Origin of the sequence: Lelliottia nimipressuralis (genome assembly GCF_004402045.1) — a bacterium.
In the GTDB taxonomy this organism is placed as follows: Bacteria; Pseudomonadota; Gammaproteobacteria; order Enterobacterales; family Enterobacteriaceae; genus Enterobacter; species Enterobacter chinensis.
Genome location: NZ_SOMG01000012.1, coordinates 146,219 through 163,836, shown reverse-complemented (window position 1 = coordinate 163,836; position 17,618 = coordinate 146,219). Strand labels below are relative to the sequence as shown.

Below are 17,618 nucleotides of genomic sequence, written 5' to 3'. Positions count from 1 at the left end.
ATTCATTTGGAAAATTGTATGAAAAAGACCATTACTTCGAACAACAATACCGAAAATATCGCCGCAATGGCGACGTTGCCCCCGCTGCCTACAGACGTTTTACTGTGGAACGACTACCAGTTCCCGCGTGAAATTAACAACGGCGATCCGAGCGAAGATAACACCCCAACCTTTAGCGGTAAGGGTGAGCCGGGCATGACGGCGGTGATCGACCTCGGTGGCGGCCAGAGCGTTCGCGTACCGGTTGATTCAACCGGTAACTGGAGCTGGACCCCAGCGCCTGCGCTGGCGGACGGGTCTTATACCTGGTCTGTTTCCCTGGAAGACGCACAGGGCAACCGCGGTCCCTCTACTCCGCCAATCAGCTTCACGATTGACACGGTGGGTAACGCGGTCTCCATCAGCCACGCTGAAGATAACACCGGTACGCTGACTAACCCGCTGGCGAGCGGCAGTAGCACGGATGATGTGAACCCGGTTATCGTCGGGACGGCGACGCCTGGCTCTGTGGTGACCCTGTATGTGGACGGTAACCCGGTTGGCTCGATGACTGCTGACCCGGTAACCGGCGAGTGGGCGATTGAGATCAACCCGGCGCTGGAATCCGGTAAAACTTACGAAATCACCGCAGGTGAATACAGCGGTCCAGGTGAGATCCCTGCGCCGACGCGTCCGTTCCTGCTGACCGTTGATACCGTCGTGCCGACCGGCTCTTTCGATCGTATTGAAGACAATGAAGGCCGCTACCAGGGCGACGTGGCGAACCCGGGTGTGACCGATGACACCACCCCAACCCTGCACGGCACTGGCCGTCCTGGGGATATCGTCTACGTTCGCAACGGCAGTGACATCATCGATTCGACCACCGTACGTGCCGATGGCAGCTGGGAATACACCCTGCCTGAGCAGACGAACGGCACTGCGCTGGATGTGAGCGTCGTATTCCGTGGCCCGACCGGGGTGGAAAGCGCGCCGACCGCACCGTGGAAGCTGGTTATCGATACCGACGCGCCAAACAAACCGATCATTGGTGACGTTGAGGACGATCAGGGTCCGGTTGTCGGCCCTATTCACAACGGTGACACCACGGATGACACGAAGCCGGTATTCAGCGGCGAAGGCGCCGTGCCTGGCGATACCGTTGAACTGGTTGTTGACGACGAAGTCGTGGGCACCGCGATTGTCGGTGACGACGGTAAATGGGAAGTGACTCCGGAAAACCCACTGAAAGACGGTGAGCATGAAGCCGTGGTGGTCATTAGTGACCCGGCGGGTAATGCCAGCGAACCGTCTGACCCCATCGGCTTTATCGTCGATACTCAGCCGCCGGCAAAACCGACGATCGATACCGTGTTTGATGATGCGGGTCAGCAGACCGGCAATATCGCCAACGGCGGCATTACTGACGACAGCACCCCGGACTTTACCGGTACTGCCGAGAAGGGCAGCCTGGTGTTCATCATCGTGAACGGGAAAACCGTTGACTCTGTGACCGCTGACGCCGCTACCGGGGTCTGGACCTGGACGCCAGCGCTGGGCCTGGCCAACGGCCATTACGATGTCACCGTTGTGGCGCAGGATAAAGCAGGGCTGCGTTCCGAGCCGTCTGACGCCTTCTCATTTGACCTGCTGGCGGGCGGTATTCCAACGGCACCGGCCATCACTGACGTGATCGACGACGTTGATGCACATCTGGGTACGATACAGAACGGCGGTATCACGAACGACGCGCGCCCGACCATTACCGGTACCGCACAGGATGGCACCACGGTCTATCTGTACGATGGCACTAACCCGAACCCGATCGGCAGCGCCGTGGTGACGGGTGGTCGCTGGACCATTGAGTTCGACGCCGATCTGGCGCAGGGCGAGCACCGTTTCCGCGCGGTTGCAGAAGATGTGACAGGCAACCGTAGCCCGGAAACCGGCGAGTGGGTGATTATTGTCGATTCCGTTGATCCGCTGGCAGCTACCGACATTGAACTGTGGGACGACTTCGGCACGCCGGGTCTCATCGCCAATGACGACACCACCGATGACAACACCCCAACCTACCGTGGTAAGGGTGAAGCGAACGGTACCGCGATTATCGATCTGGGTAACGGCACCATCGTGCGCGTCCCGGTAGACGATAAGGGTAACTGGAGCTATACCCCGGCCCCGGCGCTGGTGGATGGCGACTACACCTGGAAAGTCTCGATTGAAGATAAAGCCGGTAACGTCGGCCCAGAGTCTGCTCCGATCCACTTCATCGTGGATACCAGCCATAACGGTGTTTCCATCAGCCACGTTGTGGACGATCAGGGTGACATCACCGGCAATCTGGGCAGCGGTAGCCACACCGACGACACGACCCCTACAGTGGTGGGCCGTGCGACGGCGGGTGCCCTGGTGAAAGTGTATGTTGATGGCAAATACATCGACAGCGTGCGCGCTGACGCCGTGACCGGTGAATGGCAGTACACCCTTAACCCGGCACTGACTGCGGATGCAACCTATAAGATCACCGCCAGCGAAGACGCAGGCGCAGGTGAGAGTGCGCAAACCGCGCCGTTCGAGCTGACGCTGGATACCCGTATCCCGACAGGTTCTCTGGACCGCGTCGCGGATGACGTGGGGACGATTCAGGGCGATCTCGCGAACCCGGGCGTGACGGATGACACCACGCCGACCCTGTACGGTAAAGGTGTGGCAGGTGATGTGGTCTTCATTTACGACGGTACCCGACTGATTGACTCCGTCACCGTAGGGCCAGCGAATACCTGGAACTATACGCTGCCACAGCAGAACAACGGCACTGAGCTGTCTCTGACGGCGGTATTCCAGAGCCCGACCGGCGTGAAGAGCGCGCCAACGGCAGCGTGGAATCTGACTATTGATACCGAAGCACCAAACGCGCCGGCTATTACAGGCATGTATGACGATGCGAACACGCTGATCGCTGACGGCAGCCGCTCACGCGACACCACGCCAGAGCTGCGTGGTACCGCTGAGAAAGACAGTCTGGTGAAAATTTACGTTCCGGGTAGCAATGTGCCGGTTGGTTCGGTATATGCCGATGCAAATGGCGACTGGAAATGGACCTCACCAACCCTGTCTGATACGCAGCACAACTTCTTTGTGAAGGCGCAGGATCAGGCGGGAAACCTGTCGGGTGAATCCAACCATTACGGTCTGGAAGTCGACACGAAAGCGGCCACGCCGGTCATTCTGGGCGCGTACGATAACGTGGAAGGCGGCATCTACAACGGACTGGTACCGAACGGTGGGCTGAGCAATGACGGCAGTATGGAACTGCGCGGTACGGCGGAAGCGAACAGCATTATCTATATCTACAACGCCTATAACGACGGCGTGCTGGATACAGTAAAAGCTGATGCTAAGGGTAACTGGAGCTGGTCGCGTTCGGTCGCGGATACTGCTGCGGGTCGCCCACATATGTTCTACACCATTGCCAAAGACGATTTGGGCAACGTTTCCGGTAAATCGGCGACCTATTCACTGAATGTGGATACGGTCAATGCCGCACCAGTGATTACCGGTGCGTATGACGATGTTGCGGGTGGCGTGTATAACGGCCTGGTGGCGAATGGTGGCGTGACGAACGACAAGACACCAGAACTGCGTGGTACCGCTGAGCCGGGTAGCGTGGTGTACATCGTCATCGATAACTATGGCACTGTTGCGGGTTCCGTGAAGGCGGATGCAAATGGTAGCTGGAAGCTCCCGATCGCGACTAACTACAACCAGCAATACAACTTCCATGCGTACTCTGTCGATCCGGCTGGCAACCGTTCGGCAGATTCTGCGAAGTTTGCAATTACGGTTGATACGGTCAATAACGCGCCAGTGATTACTGGCTCCTGGGATGATGTTCAGGGGGGCGTGTATAACGGTCTGGTGGGTAACGGTGGCGTAACCAACGACAGAACGCTGGATTTACGCGGCACGGCGGAAGCGGGCAGCGTGGTGTATATCATCAACCCGGCAAACGGTGGGGTTCATGGTTCAACCACTGCGGGTGCGAATGGACAATGGTCTTTCCCGCTGACGACCAACTATAACCAGACGTATAACTTCCAGGCTTACTCTGTTGATAAAGCCGGGAACCGTTCGGTGAACTCCACCAACTTCGCGATTACCGTGGATACCGTGGTGGCCGCACCGAACGTAACGGTTATTACTGATAACGTGGCGGGCGGTAAAGTCGGTAACCTGGTTGACGGGGAGCGTACCAACGACAACCGTCCGACCATCACCGGTAACGGTGCGGAAGCGGGCGCGAAGATCGAAATCGTGCTGGCGCTGGGTAATCAGGGGTGGAGTAATAACAACCTCGTGTATACCACCACCGCCAAAGCGGACGGTACCTGGAGCCTGGAAATTCCGAAGGCATTGCAGGATGGCACCTGGTACTTCCGTGCCAATCAGACTGACCAGGCGGGCAACAAGAGCGCTCTGGGTAACCAGCACTATGTTGTGGTTGATACGGTCGCGGCTGCACCTGTCATTACAGCAGTCGTCGATAACGTTGCGGGCGGCAAGGTCGGTAACCTGGTTGACGCAGAGAAGACCAACGACAACCGTCCGACCATCACCGGTAACGGCGCGGAAGCGGGTGCGAAGATCGAGATCTGGCTGGCGGGTCCAACGACTGGGTCTGGATGGACAAGCGGTAAGAACATTATCTACACCACCACGGCCAAAGCAGATGGTACCTGGAGTCTGGAAATTCCAACGGCGTTGCCTGATGGCACCTGGTATTTCCGTGCCAAGCAGATTGATACCGCAGGCAACAGCAGTGCGTTAGGTGCCCAGCGTTATGTGACCGTGGAAACCTGGTCGCCTGAAAACTTCCTGATCACCAGCGTCAGCGGTGGTGGGTACTTTGATGTCGTCGGTGAAGTGATTACGGTTAAAGGTGTGGGAGGGATTCCGGGCCATACTGTCAGCCTGAGAGGCGGTTTGACGCCTACGCTGGCAGGTACAACCGGGCGGGTGCTGGATGATGGTACCTGGACCGTTACCTTAACGCTGGCGCAGTGGCGTGCTATCGGATTGTCTGCTCCAGGGAACGGCAACGGCTTTGCGGCAGTGTTTACCGTTGTAGATGTCGCGGATACCAGCATTCACACATACAACGGGGTACCGATCACTGTTGATGGCATGCTGCTGCGCAATAGCCGCAGTATGCGTTCCTTCAGCGTTGAGGAAAACACCCAGCCTGTTCATGAAGAACAGCGTGTGACCAGCGAGGAAAACAAACCGGCAAAAGCGCCTGTTGTGGCTCAGAACGAAGACGATAACGCGTCTAAGCAGGATGCATCGACAGAGCAGAAAGGCGTTGAGCACGTTGGCCAGGCAACCGAAGGATATGATGCCGTCAATCATACGCTGACGTTAGCGGGCGACGCGAAGGACAGCATCGATCTGAGCAAGCTGGTCGGCAAAGATCAGCAGGTTTCAACGATTGATATGAACAACGGCAAAGCGGATGTGCTGAATATCAACGTGAACGACGTGCTGACCCACGCTGAGAAAGACATGTTTATCGCCGACGGCAATAAACAGCTGATGGTGCAGGGGAATAAAGGCGATGTGCTGAACCTGAACGACCTGCTGCCTGACAACAGCGATCCGGGTAACTGGACTAACGCAGGTAACGTCAAGGTGTCTGGCGTCGAGTACCAGGTGTACCAGATGGAAAATCTGGACGTGGAACTGCTGGTGCAGAACGGCGTCACCGTCAACGTGAATAATCACTAACTTAAACTTTTCCAGGCCTCCTTTCGGGGAGGCCCATGGAGGATTTATGACTTTTTTCAAGACCTCTTTATTCGCGGCGCTGTTTACCACCTCCGCATTTGTTATTCACCCGGCGCTGGCGGCGGAGAATTTTGGTAAGACGTATCAGCCTGTCGCCCCCGTCGGCCAGACGCAGACGCAGGTGGTTTACTACCGTGACGCCAGCAACACCACAGGCGGCGCGGCGCATATCTATGTCGATAACGAGTTCCACGACGCGCTGCTGCCGGGCGGTTTTACGACCTTCTGTCTGGCACCGGGTAAGCACAATCTGGGCGCCTATCAGAACGATGCGCCGGAATATCGCGGCAAAGAGCAGGGCTACAACGTCGAGATGAGCGGCGGTCAGACCTACTTCGTACGCGTCAGCCACACGCTGAACGCGGTGCCGGAAGCCCGTACCCGCGAGCAGGCGGAAAAGGATCTCGCTGGCCTGCGTGAGCAGACTCACGTGCTGTCCCGTGCCTCAAGCGTAGAGGCCTGTAAGAACCTTGCGCCGCAGTACAAAGATTACACCCTCTCGGGTGATGTGATGTTCCGCTTCGGTCAGTCCAGCGAGAAAGGCGTTTCTGCCCAGGGCCATCAGGCGGTGAAAGATCTGGTGACGACGATCAAACGTGAAAACGTTGAACTCAAGCAGATCCAGGTGATCGGCCACACGGACGCCATTGGCAGCGATCGCAGCAACTATGCCCTTGGTCTGAAGCGTGCGCAGACTGTCCGCACCATGCTGGCTGAAAACGGTCTTCCGGCTCGCCTGATGAGTGCCTCCAGCGTGGGCAGCAGTGAGCCCGTGGTGAACGACTGCGCGGCATCCAGTAAAAAAGCCCTGATTGCCTGCAATGCGCCGAACCGTCGTGTTGTGGTGCGCGTGAGCGGCGACCAGGACGTGTCGGCACAAGCACAAAAATAGTGTTACCTTTCAGCGACTCTTGCCGGGTGGCGCTTGCGCTTACCCGGCCTACAATCACCAATATTATCAATCTATTACGACATTCATTGTAGGCCCGTGCAAGCGCGGCGCCGCCGGGCAAAACCCCCACTCATTCCTTTTTCGTGACAAAAAATAAGCAGTTCCATTGAGACAGGTCTCATTAAGGCAAGACCATTCCGCGTGACAGAATATTCCTAATTCATCTCAGAAAGTTAATTTATCTTTTTGATTTAACTGACTTTTAACAACCAGGAACACGCGAAATATGGAATCCTCAATGGCCAATACCCAGGAGGAACAGCTGCACACCATCGCCCGTGATACCCGACTTAATGACGACTCTCTGCTCAGAAGCATTGCCTGGCTGTCTGAGCATTATGGTCTGGGTAAGAGCGACGATGTCTTGCTGGCTGGTCTGCCTGTCGAACAAACTCTCACACCCTCTTTAGCGCTTGATGCGCTCAAAAACGCCGGTATCACCGGGGGGCTCATCAAGCGTAACAGCGCTGAACTGCCCGAGCAGGTTTTCCCCATGATTCTGCTGCGCAAAGGTGCGGGCGGCATGGTGCTGCTTGCGCGCGAGCGTCGTAAAAATGCTGAGGATAAATGGGATCTGTTCTACTCCCTGATCATGCCGGAAGTGGGCGATGAGCCGGTTGAGCTGAACCATGAGGCGCTTAGCGAGCTGTATGTCGGCTATGCCATTGCGGCGAAACCGACGGCGCGCATTGACAGCCGGGTCAGCGATATCGCGCCGCCGCAACCAAAAGGTCACTGGCTGTTCAGTACCCTGTGGCGCTATCGCAGCTACTACCGCAGTGCGGCGCTGGCGTCGGTGCTGGTAAACGTGCTCGCGCTGGCCACGGTATTCTTTACCATGAACGTGTATGACCGCGTTATCCCTAACCAGGCGTTTACCACGCTCTGGTCGCTGGCGATTGGCGTGCTGGTGGCGATGGTCTTTGAGGCCATCACCCGTACAGTGCGTGCGCATCTGCTTGATACCGCCGGAAAGAAAGCGGATTTGATTGTCGGTAGCGTCCTGTTCCGTCAGTCGCTGGCGGTAAAAATGGAGCATAAACCGGCCTCGTCCGGCTCGTTTGCCAACCAGTTGCGCGAGTTTGAATCCGTGCGTGACTTCGTCTCTTCCGCCACCCTGGCGACCATTGCCGATCTGCCGTTCGTGCTGCTGTTTATCGGCATTATTTTTGCCATCGGCGGTTCGCTGGCCATTATTCCAATGCTGATGTTGCCGATGATCCTGATTGTCAGCCTGCTGATCCAGTGGCCGCTGGCGAAGGTGATGAAAGCCAGCCTGCAGGAAGCCTCGTTAAAGCAGGGCGTACTGATTGAATCCATTGAAGGTATGGAAACCCTGAAATCGGTTGGCGGCGAATCCTGGATGCAGAGCCGCTGGCAGAAATTCAGCGCCATGCAATCTTCCAGCGCGGCGGCGTCAAAACATTACTCGGCGCTGGCGATGAACTCGGTGAGTTTCCTGCAACAGTTGCAGACAGTGATGCTGATTGTCACCGGCGTATACCTGATCGATGCCGGTAACCTGACTCAGGGTGCGCTGATCGGTACCGTGATGCTGGCCGGTCGCGTGACCGCGCCATTAAGCCAGGTGATTGGTCTGGCCGTGCGTTATCAGCAGGCGAAAGCCGCGCTGGGCTCGCTGAACAGACTGATGGCGCACCCGACCGATCGCAGCAGCGACATTGATTACATCAAACAGCCTGAGCTGAATGGCGATATTGAGTTGAAAGGTGTGACCTTCTCCTACCCGGCACCGCCGATGCAGCCTAACCCGGAGATCCTCAAAGGCGTCAACCTGACGATCAAACCGGGTGAGCGCGTGGCGATTGTCGGCAAAATCGGCAGCGGCAAATCGACCCTGCTGCGCATCATTGCGCGCCTCTATACCCCGGTGAAAGGACAAATATTCAGCAGCGGGCTGGATGTGAACCAGATTGAGCCGTCCGACTGGCGTAACAACGTGGGCTTTGTCGGCCAGGAAGCGCGTCTGTTTTACGGCACCCTGCGTGAAAACATCATGATTGGCCGCCAGAACGCCTCCTCCGATGAATTCCTGCACGTGCTGCGTCTGACCGGGCTGGATCAGATTGCCGCGCGTCATCCACGCGGGATCCACATGCCGGTGGGCGAGCAGGGGAACAGCCTCTCCGGTGGACAGCGTCAGCTGGTGTCACTGGCCCGTACGCTGCTGGCGCGACCGAATCTGCTGCTGCTGGACGAACCGACCAGCGCGATGGATTCCCAGACGGAAGCCCTGTTCTTACAACACCTGAAAGTCGCGACCGCCGGGCACACGCTGGTGGTGGTCACCCATCGCCCGTCGCTGCTGGCGCTGGTGGATCGCATGGTGATTATTGATGACGGCAAAATTGTGGCTGATGGTCCTAAACAGCAGGTGCTTGCCGCACTGAACGGCGCACCGGCAAACGACAGTGCCCCTGCAAAAGCCGCTACTGGAAAACAGCCCGTGGAGGCCAGCGCATGAAATTCTTAAAGCGTAACAATAACAAGGCATTATCCGCACGCGATGCCGCCTGGATGAGCGATATTCAGGAGGCGCTCTTCTCCCAGACCACGCCAAAGTCACGCTTGGTGTTATGGCTGATCCTGCTGGTGTTCGCCGGGTTTTTAACCTGGGCGCATTTCGCCAAAGTGGAAGAGGTCACCAAAGGCGACGCGAAAATCGTCTCGAAAAGCCGTGAGCAAATTATCCAGAGCCTGGAAGGCGGCATTCTCGAAGAGCTGAACGTCCGTGAGGGCGACATCGTTGAGCCGGGGCAGGTGCTGCTGAAAATCGACCCGACCCGCGCCCAGTCCAGCTATCAGGAGACGCTGCGTAAAGTGGTGGCGCTGGAAGCGACCGTCAACCGTCTGCGTGCTGAAGCCTACGGCCTGCCGCTGACCTTTAGCGACCGCGTGAAACAGTATCCTTCCGAAGTGGACCTGGAAACCCGCGCCTACAACAGCCGTAAGCAGGCGCTGGAAGAGGGCGTGGCTTCGCTCGAGAAAAGCTACCGCCTGGCGCAGAACGAAATTGCCATGTCAGAGCCGCTGGCCGCGCGCGGCCTGCTCTCTGAAGTAGAACTGCTGCGTATGCGTCGTCAGGCGAATGACCTGCAATCGCAAATTGTCGAGCGTCGTAACCGCTACCAGGCGGATGCCAACGCCGAACTGATTCGCCAGGAGCTGGATCTGGTGCAGGCCGAAGAGAGCCTGACTGGGCGCGCCGACGTGGTGAGCCGGACCACCATCACCGCCCTGGTGAAAGGCACGGTGAAAAACGTGCGCGTCACCACAATCGGCGGCGTTATTCAGCCGGGTGAACACATTATGGAAATCGTGCCGCTGGAAGACCAGCTGCTGGTGGAAGGGAAAATCAAACCGTCTGACGTCGCCTTCCTGCATGCCGGATTACCGGCGATGGTGAAGATCACCGCCTACGATTTCGGTATTTACGGCGGTCTGAAAGGGCAGGTTTCGCTGGTCAGCCCGGACACGCTCAAAGATGACGCCAAAGCCGCCGCGGGTCGTCCTGATGATACCTATTACCGGGTGATGGTCCTGACCGACAGCAGCACGCTGACGGCGGGCGGAAAATCCCTGCCGATTATTCCCGGCATGATTGCCACGGTCGAAATCCGCACCGGTGAAAAAACCATTCTTGATTATCTGTTGAAACCTATCTTCAAAGCGAAGGAAGCATTCCGCGAGCGTTAATATGAAAAGTGATTCAATCTTTATGCAGCGCCGTCTGGCGGCGCTGCTGACGGCCGCGGCTTGCCTGGCATCGGCTAAAAGTGCAGCAAATAGTGACGGCTTATTAGCCTTTGCGCCTGTGGACCCTGTGGTAAAATCTCGCATGGTGATGGCCTCCACACCACCCGCGCCGGCCGCTCCGTTAGTGGAGCAGGCACCTGTGACACGCGCGGTCGCCGCGCCGAAACGCGATAAAACGGCCCGGGCGCCCAGTGAAGGTGAGATCCGCACTCTGTTTAATGATGCGGTGAATACCGCGCTGAGCATCAGCCCCGAAGTGCGCGGCGCAAATTACAATACGGAAGCGGCAGAAGCCAACGTTGACGAAGCCAAAGGCCAGCGCTGGCCGCAAATTGATGTCGGCACCCGCTCTAAAAGTTATCAGTTTGGTGGCGGTGAACATCGCTACAGCGACAGTCGTCCGGCGGTCACCGTCAATATGGCGACCACCCTGCTCGATTTTGGCCGCACCAGCAACACCATTAAAAGCCGTGAAGCCCTGCATGATGCGGCGAGAAATAACGTTGATGCCCAGGCGGAAGATATCGCCTGGCAGGTCAGCAGCGCGCTCATCGAACTGAGCAAGCAGCGCCAGATTATCCGTCTGAGTCAAAAGTATGTGGCGCGGATGAACGAGCTGGTTGAGATGCTGGATGGGATCGTGAAGGTCGATCAGGGCCGTCGCAGCGAGCTGACCCAGGCCCGCGGGCGGCTGCTCCAGGCGCAATCATCGCTGGATACCGCCGTATCACGTGCGCGTGATACTGAAATTACCCTTAACCGCCTGCTGGGGGACAAAAAAGTGCCCCTGCCAGCGGCGACCGTCTGGAACCTGAAGCCAGGTGAACTGACGACACAGCTCACGGCCATCGACACGCATCCGACGATTCGCCAGGCGCAGGCAGAGACCGCGTCGGCGCTGGCGGATGCGGATGCCGCGCGTTCGGCGTCCTTCCCGACGGTGACCTGGAACGTGGGCAAAAGCACCGGGCGCGACGAGCTGGGGCGTGAACAGTCCTGGGAGACGGGCGTGAACGTGAGCTGGCCGATTTTCCGCGGCGGTTCTCAGCGAGCCGCTGAACTCTCTGCCGCGCGTCGTGCGGACGCCAGCAGAGAAACCATTGAAAAACAGTTACGCGATCTGGATAACCGCGTGCGTGCGGCCGATCAGGATGCCCGTAGCATGCTGGAGCGCGCAGAGTTGTACCACGACTTAGCCTTTGAATCCGATCGCATTCGCCATGATTTCTTCGATCAATGGTACCACCTTGGCAAACGAACCCTGCTGGATGTGCTGAGTGCAGAAAGTGATTATTACGGTAACCAGGTCGCAGAAGCCACCAACCGCTTTGACGCTTACGCTGCTATTTTTCGTAGTTATGCCAGTGCGGGAACATTATTGCAGTGGCTGAGAAAGCCGTAATCAGCCATTTTTATAATGAACCACACAGCAGGCACAGGAAGAGAGTGCAGATGAATCAGTATTCAGGAAAGAAAATTTATATCGCCTTACTCGACGATCATCCGATTGTGCGCAAGGGGCTGGAGATTATTTTCAGCCAGGAGCCGGATTTCGAACTGAAGGGCAGCTTTGCCAGCCGCATTGACCTGATTAATTTTTTACGTACCAACCGTATTGATGTGCTGATCCTCGATTATTTACTCGGTGATGAAGACATCGACGGATTACCGATGATTAAGCAGCTGATGAGCAATTTTCCCTGGCTGAAAATTTTGATCTCATCGACCCTGGAAAATACCGCCATTGTCCGTATGGCGCTGAAGGCCGGTGTGCGCGGGCATATCGGTAAAAGCCGTGACGCCTCGGAAGTGGTCGATGCGGTGCGCCGGGTGGCGGCGGGCCATATTTGCCTCTCTGAAAGCATGGAGAAGGAGTTTTATCTTATCTCTGAGCCGTCTGCACCCGGTGACGTTGAAGATGAACAACATGTGATCGACGGCATTGGCCGTCTGGATCAGCTCTCGGCGCGGGAACTGGAGGTGTTACGCCTTTTCCTTTCCGGTATGTCGGTGCTGCAAATTTCCGAGAAGTTCAGCCGTAGCCGCAAAACGGTAAGCGGCCAAAAGAAATCCGCGATGAAAAAGCTGGGCGTGAAAACCGACCCGGAACTGTTCCTCTGGCACGACCAGCTGCTGTGACTCTCCACTGAGAGCCGCTTTTCTTGCCGGGTGGCGCTGCGCTTACCCGGCCTACTCTTCTTTGTAGGCCCGTGCAAGCGTAGAAGTACTGTTGCGCAGCGCCGTCGCGAGATCGCTAATCGAGCACGGCTTAAACAGACAATCATTCATTCCCGCCTGCAAACACCGCTCCGTAATCTCATGCATCGCATTGGCAGTAAACCCGATAATCCAGGTGGGGGCCCGACCTTGCTCACGCTCGGCGTTACGCATCATGCCCGTCAGCTGATAGCCGTTGATGCCCGGCATATTGCAGTCGGTGATGACCACATCAAACGCGGTATCAGCCCAGATTTTGAGTGCCTCATCGCCGCCGGAAGCCAGATGCGCGTGCTGTCCCAGCCAGGCCAGCTGTTTGGCCAGCAGGATCCGGTTTGCCGGATTGTCATCCACCACCAGCACGTTAAGCACCGGTAACTTTTCATCTTCCTCATCAGGCTGGGCACATGGCGTAACGACACGGGTGACTTTAGGCAGGGAGAAGGTCGCCCTGACGGTGGTACCAACATGTTTTTCACTGGCGAGCGTGAGCGTGCCATTCATGCTTTCACAGATGGTACGGCTGATATATAACCCAAGGCCGGTTCCCGCCCGGCGATTGTCCGCCTGGCTGAACGGCTTAAAGAGCGCGGCCTGCTGGCTGGCGTCAATACCAATCCCGCTGTCCTGTACCTCAATAACAAACTGAATGTTATCGGTGCCGGGCTCCTCACGCTGCGATAAGGTCAGCGTCACGCTGCCGCGGTCGGTAAACTTAATGGCGTTGCTCAGCAGGTTGGAGAGCACCTGCTTGATACGCAGCGGGTCGGCATAAACCTCATACAGCGCGTCCGTCGGGAAGACTTTATTCAGCTGGATATTCTTTTCAATCGCCACGCCCTGGAACACCCGCATCATGTTGTCGATGAGTTTTCCGAACTGCACGGGTTCCGGGTTGAAATCGAGATGCCCGCCCTCGATCCGGGAGATATCCAGAATATCGCCAATCAACCCCACCAGACCTTCTGCCGAGTCGTAAGCCACTTCCAGCGCCTGAAGATCGTGTTCGCCATGGCGTCCTTTTTTCAGGACGATGTCCAGCATGCCGATGATCGCGTTCATCGGGGTGCGGATCTCATGACTCATGGTTGACAGGAACACCGATTTTGCCCGGTTGGAATCTTCGGCGCGATCTTTCGCCTCGCTCAGCTCCGCCAGCAGCGACTCACGTTCCGTGAGCATCTCGCGCAGCTGGGTGAGCTGCTCGTTCAGCTGCCTGCGCAGTGCCGCTTTACGCACAATCTGCCGACGTAAATAGAGCGCCCAGCCCAGCGCCAACAGCACCAGTACGCCGCTGAAGACGCCGGTAGCGATCAGCACCTCGCGATAGCGATACCAGAAGCTGTCGACCACCACCAGCTCGTTGGGTCGCCAGCGGTTCGCCAGATTTTCCAGCTCAATAGGAGAGATACTCAGCAACACTTTATCCAGAATGCTCTGTAGCTCCGGACTTGCCAGCCCTACGCCAAAGGAGACCCAGACCGGTGAATCGCCAACGATAGCAACCACCTTCAGCTTATCCTGGAAGTTGGTATAGATCTGATAATCCGTCATCACCAGAATACCGACGGCGGCATCAGCATCTCCATTGGTGACGCTCGAAAGCAGCTGCGACTCATTGCCGACATGTACAATTTTGATTTCCGGGTAACGTTCGCGTATCAGGCGTTCGACGCCAATATTTTTTACCAGCGCCAGGCGCTTGCCGCGCAGGTCGGCCAGGGTGTGAATATCGTTGCGCGAGGTCGATGTGGCGAGAGAAAACGCGCTGCGTAAGTAGGGGCGCGTAAAGAGGATCTGATCCTGGCGCGCTTCGCTTGGCGTTACCGACGCGAGCATATCTGCCTGTCCATGGTTGACCTTAGCAATCAGGTCATCTGTGGTATCGCCGGTCTCAAAACGAAAGCGCAACCCGGTACGCAGTGACACCACGGAAAAGAGATCCGCCACGACCCCGCGCAGCACACCCTTGTTATCAATAAAAGAGACCGGTGCGGCATTATCCTGGCTGTAGATCAACACGCTCACGTCAGGATGACGCGCGATCCACGCTTTCTCCTGGTCGGTAAAATCCAGGGACTTGGTTCCCTGTGCAATATCGACACGATCGGGCTGCCAGCGGCGATAGAGATCCAGCTTTTCCTCTTCCGGTACGGCACGAATGGTTGCGTTGATCAGCTGGTTAAGCTGCGGGTTACTCTGGCTGAGCGCGAAACCGACTTCACGGTTGGGCAGGCGCGAGAAACGTTCGATGTGTATATTGTTGAGATAATTTCGGCTCAGCGAATAGCTGTTGCCCAGATAGGCGCGTGACTGCCCAAAGGCCACGGCGCTGAGCGCTTCCTGGTAGCTGTCAAACAGACGAAAACGCGCGTTGGGATACGCCGCTTTCACCTGCGCAAGCGGCAGGTAGTCTCTGACCATCGCCACATCCGTATTGGCAAGATCTTCCGCCAGCGGCTGGGTGTCTCTGTCATTAATACCCAGCACGGGTTTGTCGCTGGCATAAGGCGTGGAGAAAACAAACGCGTCATTCGCCTCGAAGGCGGCGACCGACGGAATAAGATCGATATCTCCGCGCGCGAGCGCCTGCCACAGCTCTTCCGGTGAATCGTACATGTTGACCTGCACTGGCAGATTAAGCTGCCAGGACACCAGGCCGAGATAGTCAGCGCTCAGCCCCTCATATTCATGGCGCATATTGCGCATACCAAAGGGGGGCGCGTCATAGCGTGTGATACCCACCGTCAAATTTTGCCTGTGCTTCAGCAGCGTTGCCTGCTCCGCGCTGAGCGGCAATCGACTCATGCCCTCAATAGGGGTGCGCATCAGAATCTTATATTCTTCGCTGTGCGCCGATGGCATCACGAGTAAAAATAGAACCAGAAGCAAAAAACGACGAAGGTAGTGGCGCATAACTTTTTATAACGCTCCTGAGAATAAGGTACTGAAAGTGATATTCTGATTAAACGGTACATGTATTGTTATAAGACAAGGCTTGGTTATTATTCTGGCAATCGTTAATAACAAAAAGCGCAATGTCTGGTCAGGAACGTTATTATTTCTACGCTATCCTCTCAATACTAATATAAGCGTGCATTTTCACCTGCTTTTTGCGGTATAAATCTAACGTCAGCATTGGTTGCCGGAAACATCAAGACCGGTCTTGTCGCTTACTTTACAGGCGAAGGGGACAATAATGCGCACGTTTATTTGATTATTGAGCCTGGACGATGCGCCGATCCTTTCCTCCTCATTCCTCTGCTGCAAAACACGACGCAATGCGTCAGACATTTACTGCGCTGGCGGAGCAGTACCGCCACGCAATGGCCGCGACGGATTATGCGACGGCCTCTCGCTGCTGCGAAAAAGCGCTGGCTGTTCTGCCGCACAATATGTCGGTGCAGAGCGATTACGCCCTGAGCCTGATGCGTGAGGGAAAACATGACAAGGCATACAAGGTCTATCGTAAGATTTATCAGTCGCCCCGCCGTCATGAAGCGTCAGAAACCTGGCTCGATGGCCTGGCAGAATTGTGCGGCCATATGGGCAAAAAGGATGAAATGCGCGCCTATGGTCTGGAGTCATTGACCCTTTCTGACCAGCGTTTTCGTCAGGGAACCGTCTGGCCGCTGCCCCTGACGCCACCGCCGGCTTTCCGGGCAGATCGCCCCGAAAAGAACATCATCGCATTCAGTCTGTATGGCGATCGGCCGCGCTACTGCGAAACCTTAATTAAAAACGTTGAGGCCGCCGCCGGGCTGTTTCCAGCCTGGCGCTGTCGTGTCTATCTGGATGACACCGTGCCGCAGCACGTCTGGCAGCGGCTGGCGCAGGCGGGAGCCGCGCTGGTGGATATGAGCCAGGAAAAGCACATCTACCCAACCCTGTGGCGTTTTCTGGTGATGGATGACCCACAGGTCGAGCGTTTTTTAGTGCGTGACGCCGATTCCCTGCTCTCCGAGCGGGAGCAGGTCTGCGTGGAAGCCTGGCTGCGCTCGCCGTTTTATTTCCACCATATGCGCGACTACTTCACCCATACCGAGCTGTTGCTGGCGGGAATGTGGGGCGGCTGCGGCGGCACGATCCCGAACGTAGAGGGAATGATGCGTCAGTTTGTGGCAGGCTACCGGGGGAGCGCACGCTTTACCGATCAGTATTTCCTCAAAGTGGCGCTCTGGCCTACGGTCCGACAGAGCATTCTGAATCATGATGAGATCTTTGCGTTTCATCATGCTCAGCCCTGGCCTGCGCATCCGCCAATTCGCTGGAATGCAGAACATTTTCACGTTGGCAGTAACGCCGGGTTCACCGTGCTGGCGGGACCGAGTGAGAAAGCCGACGGTGAAAAGCAGGCGGCCACACTACGGATTAAGGGGGAGAGCTATCACTATACGGCGGAGGTGCGCGACGGACAATGGCGATTGCCTATCCCATTCTTCCTCGCCGACGGTTTTCGTGCGGGCGAGGTGCAGGTTGAGGTTATCACTTAGCCCGATCACGTCTGAGGGACAACGTCTAAACCTGTCTGTACGAGCAGCTCCGTCTCATTACCCGAATGGTGATAAACCTCATATTGCACACCATCCACTGTGACGGAGCCTCTGGCTTTCATCCAGTCTCCGGGCTCCGATTCTGCGGGTAGCAGCTCGCAAAGATTGACTTGCTGCCCGGGTGTGCCTTTTATCAGTAACAGCTGACTGTCGTCGTCGATAAAAAGAGACTCTTCCCCTGGCATTAAAATATCGCCGAGGTCAATCTCGACCAGGGCAGGGAATGTGTTATTCATTTTTTGAGAACCTGTTTACGCATAGCAAATCTGCTGCGTTTTTACCTTCCTGGGGGA

At 56.6% G+C, this 17,618-nt stretch carries 9 protein-coding genes; 7 read left to right on the top strand and 2 right to left on the bottom strand.

The window, feature by feature from the left end; genetic code table 11:
• The first annotated feature begins 18 nt into the window (after positions 1–18).
• From E3U32_RS06950 to E3U32_RS06925, 6 genes are all read left to right on the top strand, one after another.
• The gene (locus tag E3U32_RS06950) at positions 19–5,766 is read left to right on the top strand and encodes an Ig-like domain-containing protein (protein ID WP_134348185.1); all 5,748 of its coding nucleotides are present in this window, start codon (positions 19–21) and stop codon (positions 5,764–5,766) included.
• Between the two features lie 46 nt (positions 5,767–5,812).
• Positions 5,813–6,718: an OmpA family protein gene (locus tag E3U32_RS06945; protein ID WP_134348184.1), complete on the top strand. Its 906-nt coding sequence runs from the start codon at positions 5,813–5,815 to the stop codon at positions 6,716–6,718.
• Between the two features lie 286 nt (positions 6,719–7,004).
• Positions 7,005–9,263, top strand: a complete 2,259-nt coding sequence (locus E3U32_RS06940; RefSeq protein ID WP_134348183.1) for a type I secretion system permease/ATPase — start codon at positions 7,005–7,007, stop codon at positions 9,261–9,263.
• Positions 9,260–10,495, top strand: coding sequence for an HlyD family type I secretion periplasmic adaptor subunit (locus E3U32_RS06935; protein ID WP_134348182.1), 1,236 nt, complete (start codon positions 9,260–9,262; stop codon positions 10,493–10,495). The genes E3U32_RS06940 and E3U32_RS06935 overlap by 4 nt, the downstream gene beginning before the upstream one ends.
• 1 nt (position 10,496) lies before the next feature.
• Complete coding sequence (locus E3U32_RS06930; protein WP_134348181.1) at positions 10,497–11,957, top strand: TolC family protein; 1,461 nt, start codon at positions 10,497–10,499, stop codon at positions 11,955–11,957.
• Positions 11,958–12,007: 50 nt separating this feature from the next.
• Positions 12,008–12,694 (top strand): response regulator transcription factor, encoded by a 687-nt coding sequence (locus tag E3U32_RS06925; protein ID WP_134348180.1) that lies wholly within the window; start codon positions 12,008–12,010, stop codon positions 12,692–12,694.
• 51 nt (positions 12,695–12,745) lie between these two features.
• Here E3U32_RS06925 and E3U32_RS06920 read toward each other — a convergent pair whose 3' ends face one another.
• Positions 12,746–15,601 carry a transporter substrate-binding domain-containing protein gene (locus tag E3U32_RS06920; protein WP_286164212.1) on the bottom strand — a complete coding sequence of 952 codons (2,856 nt, stop codon included), beginning with the start codon at positions 15,599–15,601 and terminating at the stop codon, positions 12,746–12,748.
• A 452-nt stretch (positions 15,602–16,053) separates the two neighbouring features.
• On the opposite strand from E3U32_RS06920, the gene E3U32_RS06915 reads away from it, so the two are divergent.
• A complete protein-coding gene (locus E3U32_RS06915; RefSeq protein ID WP_134348178.1) occupies positions 16,054–17,265 on the top strand; it encodes a tetratricopeptide repeat protein in 1,212 nt (403 codons plus the stop codon).
• A 5-nt stretch (positions 17,266–17,270) separates the two neighbouring features.
• Here the strand turns inward: E3U32_RS06915 and E3U32_RS06910 are convergent, their stop codons facing one another.
• Positions 17,271–17,561, bottom strand: a complete 291-nt coding sequence (locus tag E3U32_RS06910; RefSeq protein ID WP_134348177.1) for a Biofilm associated protein A — start codon at positions 17,559–17,561, stop codon at positions 17,271–17,273.
• Between the last annotated feature and the right edge of the window lie 57 nt (positions 17,562–17,618).

Bases quoted from the DNA above. Each gene is read 5' to 3' on its own strand.
- E3U32_RS06950 (WP_134348185.1), top strand. From the start codon at position 19: ATGAAAAAGACCATTACTTCGAACAACAATACCGAAAATATCGCCGCA.
- E3U32_RS06945 (WP_134348184.1), top strand. From the start codon at position 5,813: ATGACTTTTTTCAAGACCTCTTTATTCGCGGCGCTGTTTACCACCTCC.
- E3U32_RS06940 (WP_134348183.1), top strand. From the start codon at position 7,005: ATGGAATCCTCAATGGCCAATACCCAGGAGGAACAGCTGCACACCATC.
- E3U32_RS06935 (WP_134348182.1), top strand. From the start codon at position 9,260: ATGAAATTCTTAAAGCGTAACAATAACAAGGCATTATCCGCACGCGAT.
- E3U32_RS06930 (WP_134348181.1), top strand. From the start codon at position 10,497: ATGAAAAGTGATTCAATCTTTATGCAGCGCCGTCTGGCGGCGCTGCTG.
- E3U32_RS06925 (WP_134348180.1), top strand. From the start codon at position 12,008: ATGAATCAGTATTCAGGAAAGAAAATTTATATCGCCTTACTCGACGAT.
- E3U32_RS06920 (WP_286164212.1), bottom strand. From the start codon at position 15,601: ATGCGCACCCCTATTGAGGGCATGAGTCGATTGCCGCTCAGCGCGGAG.
- E3U32_RS06915 (WP_134348178.1), top strand. From the start codon at position 16,054: ATGCGTCAGACATTTACTGCGCTGGCGGAGCAGTACCGCCACGCAATG.
- E3U32_RS06910 (WP_134348177.1), bottom strand. From the start codon at position 17,561: ATGAATAACACATTCCCTGCCCTGGTCGAGATTGACCTCGGCGATATT.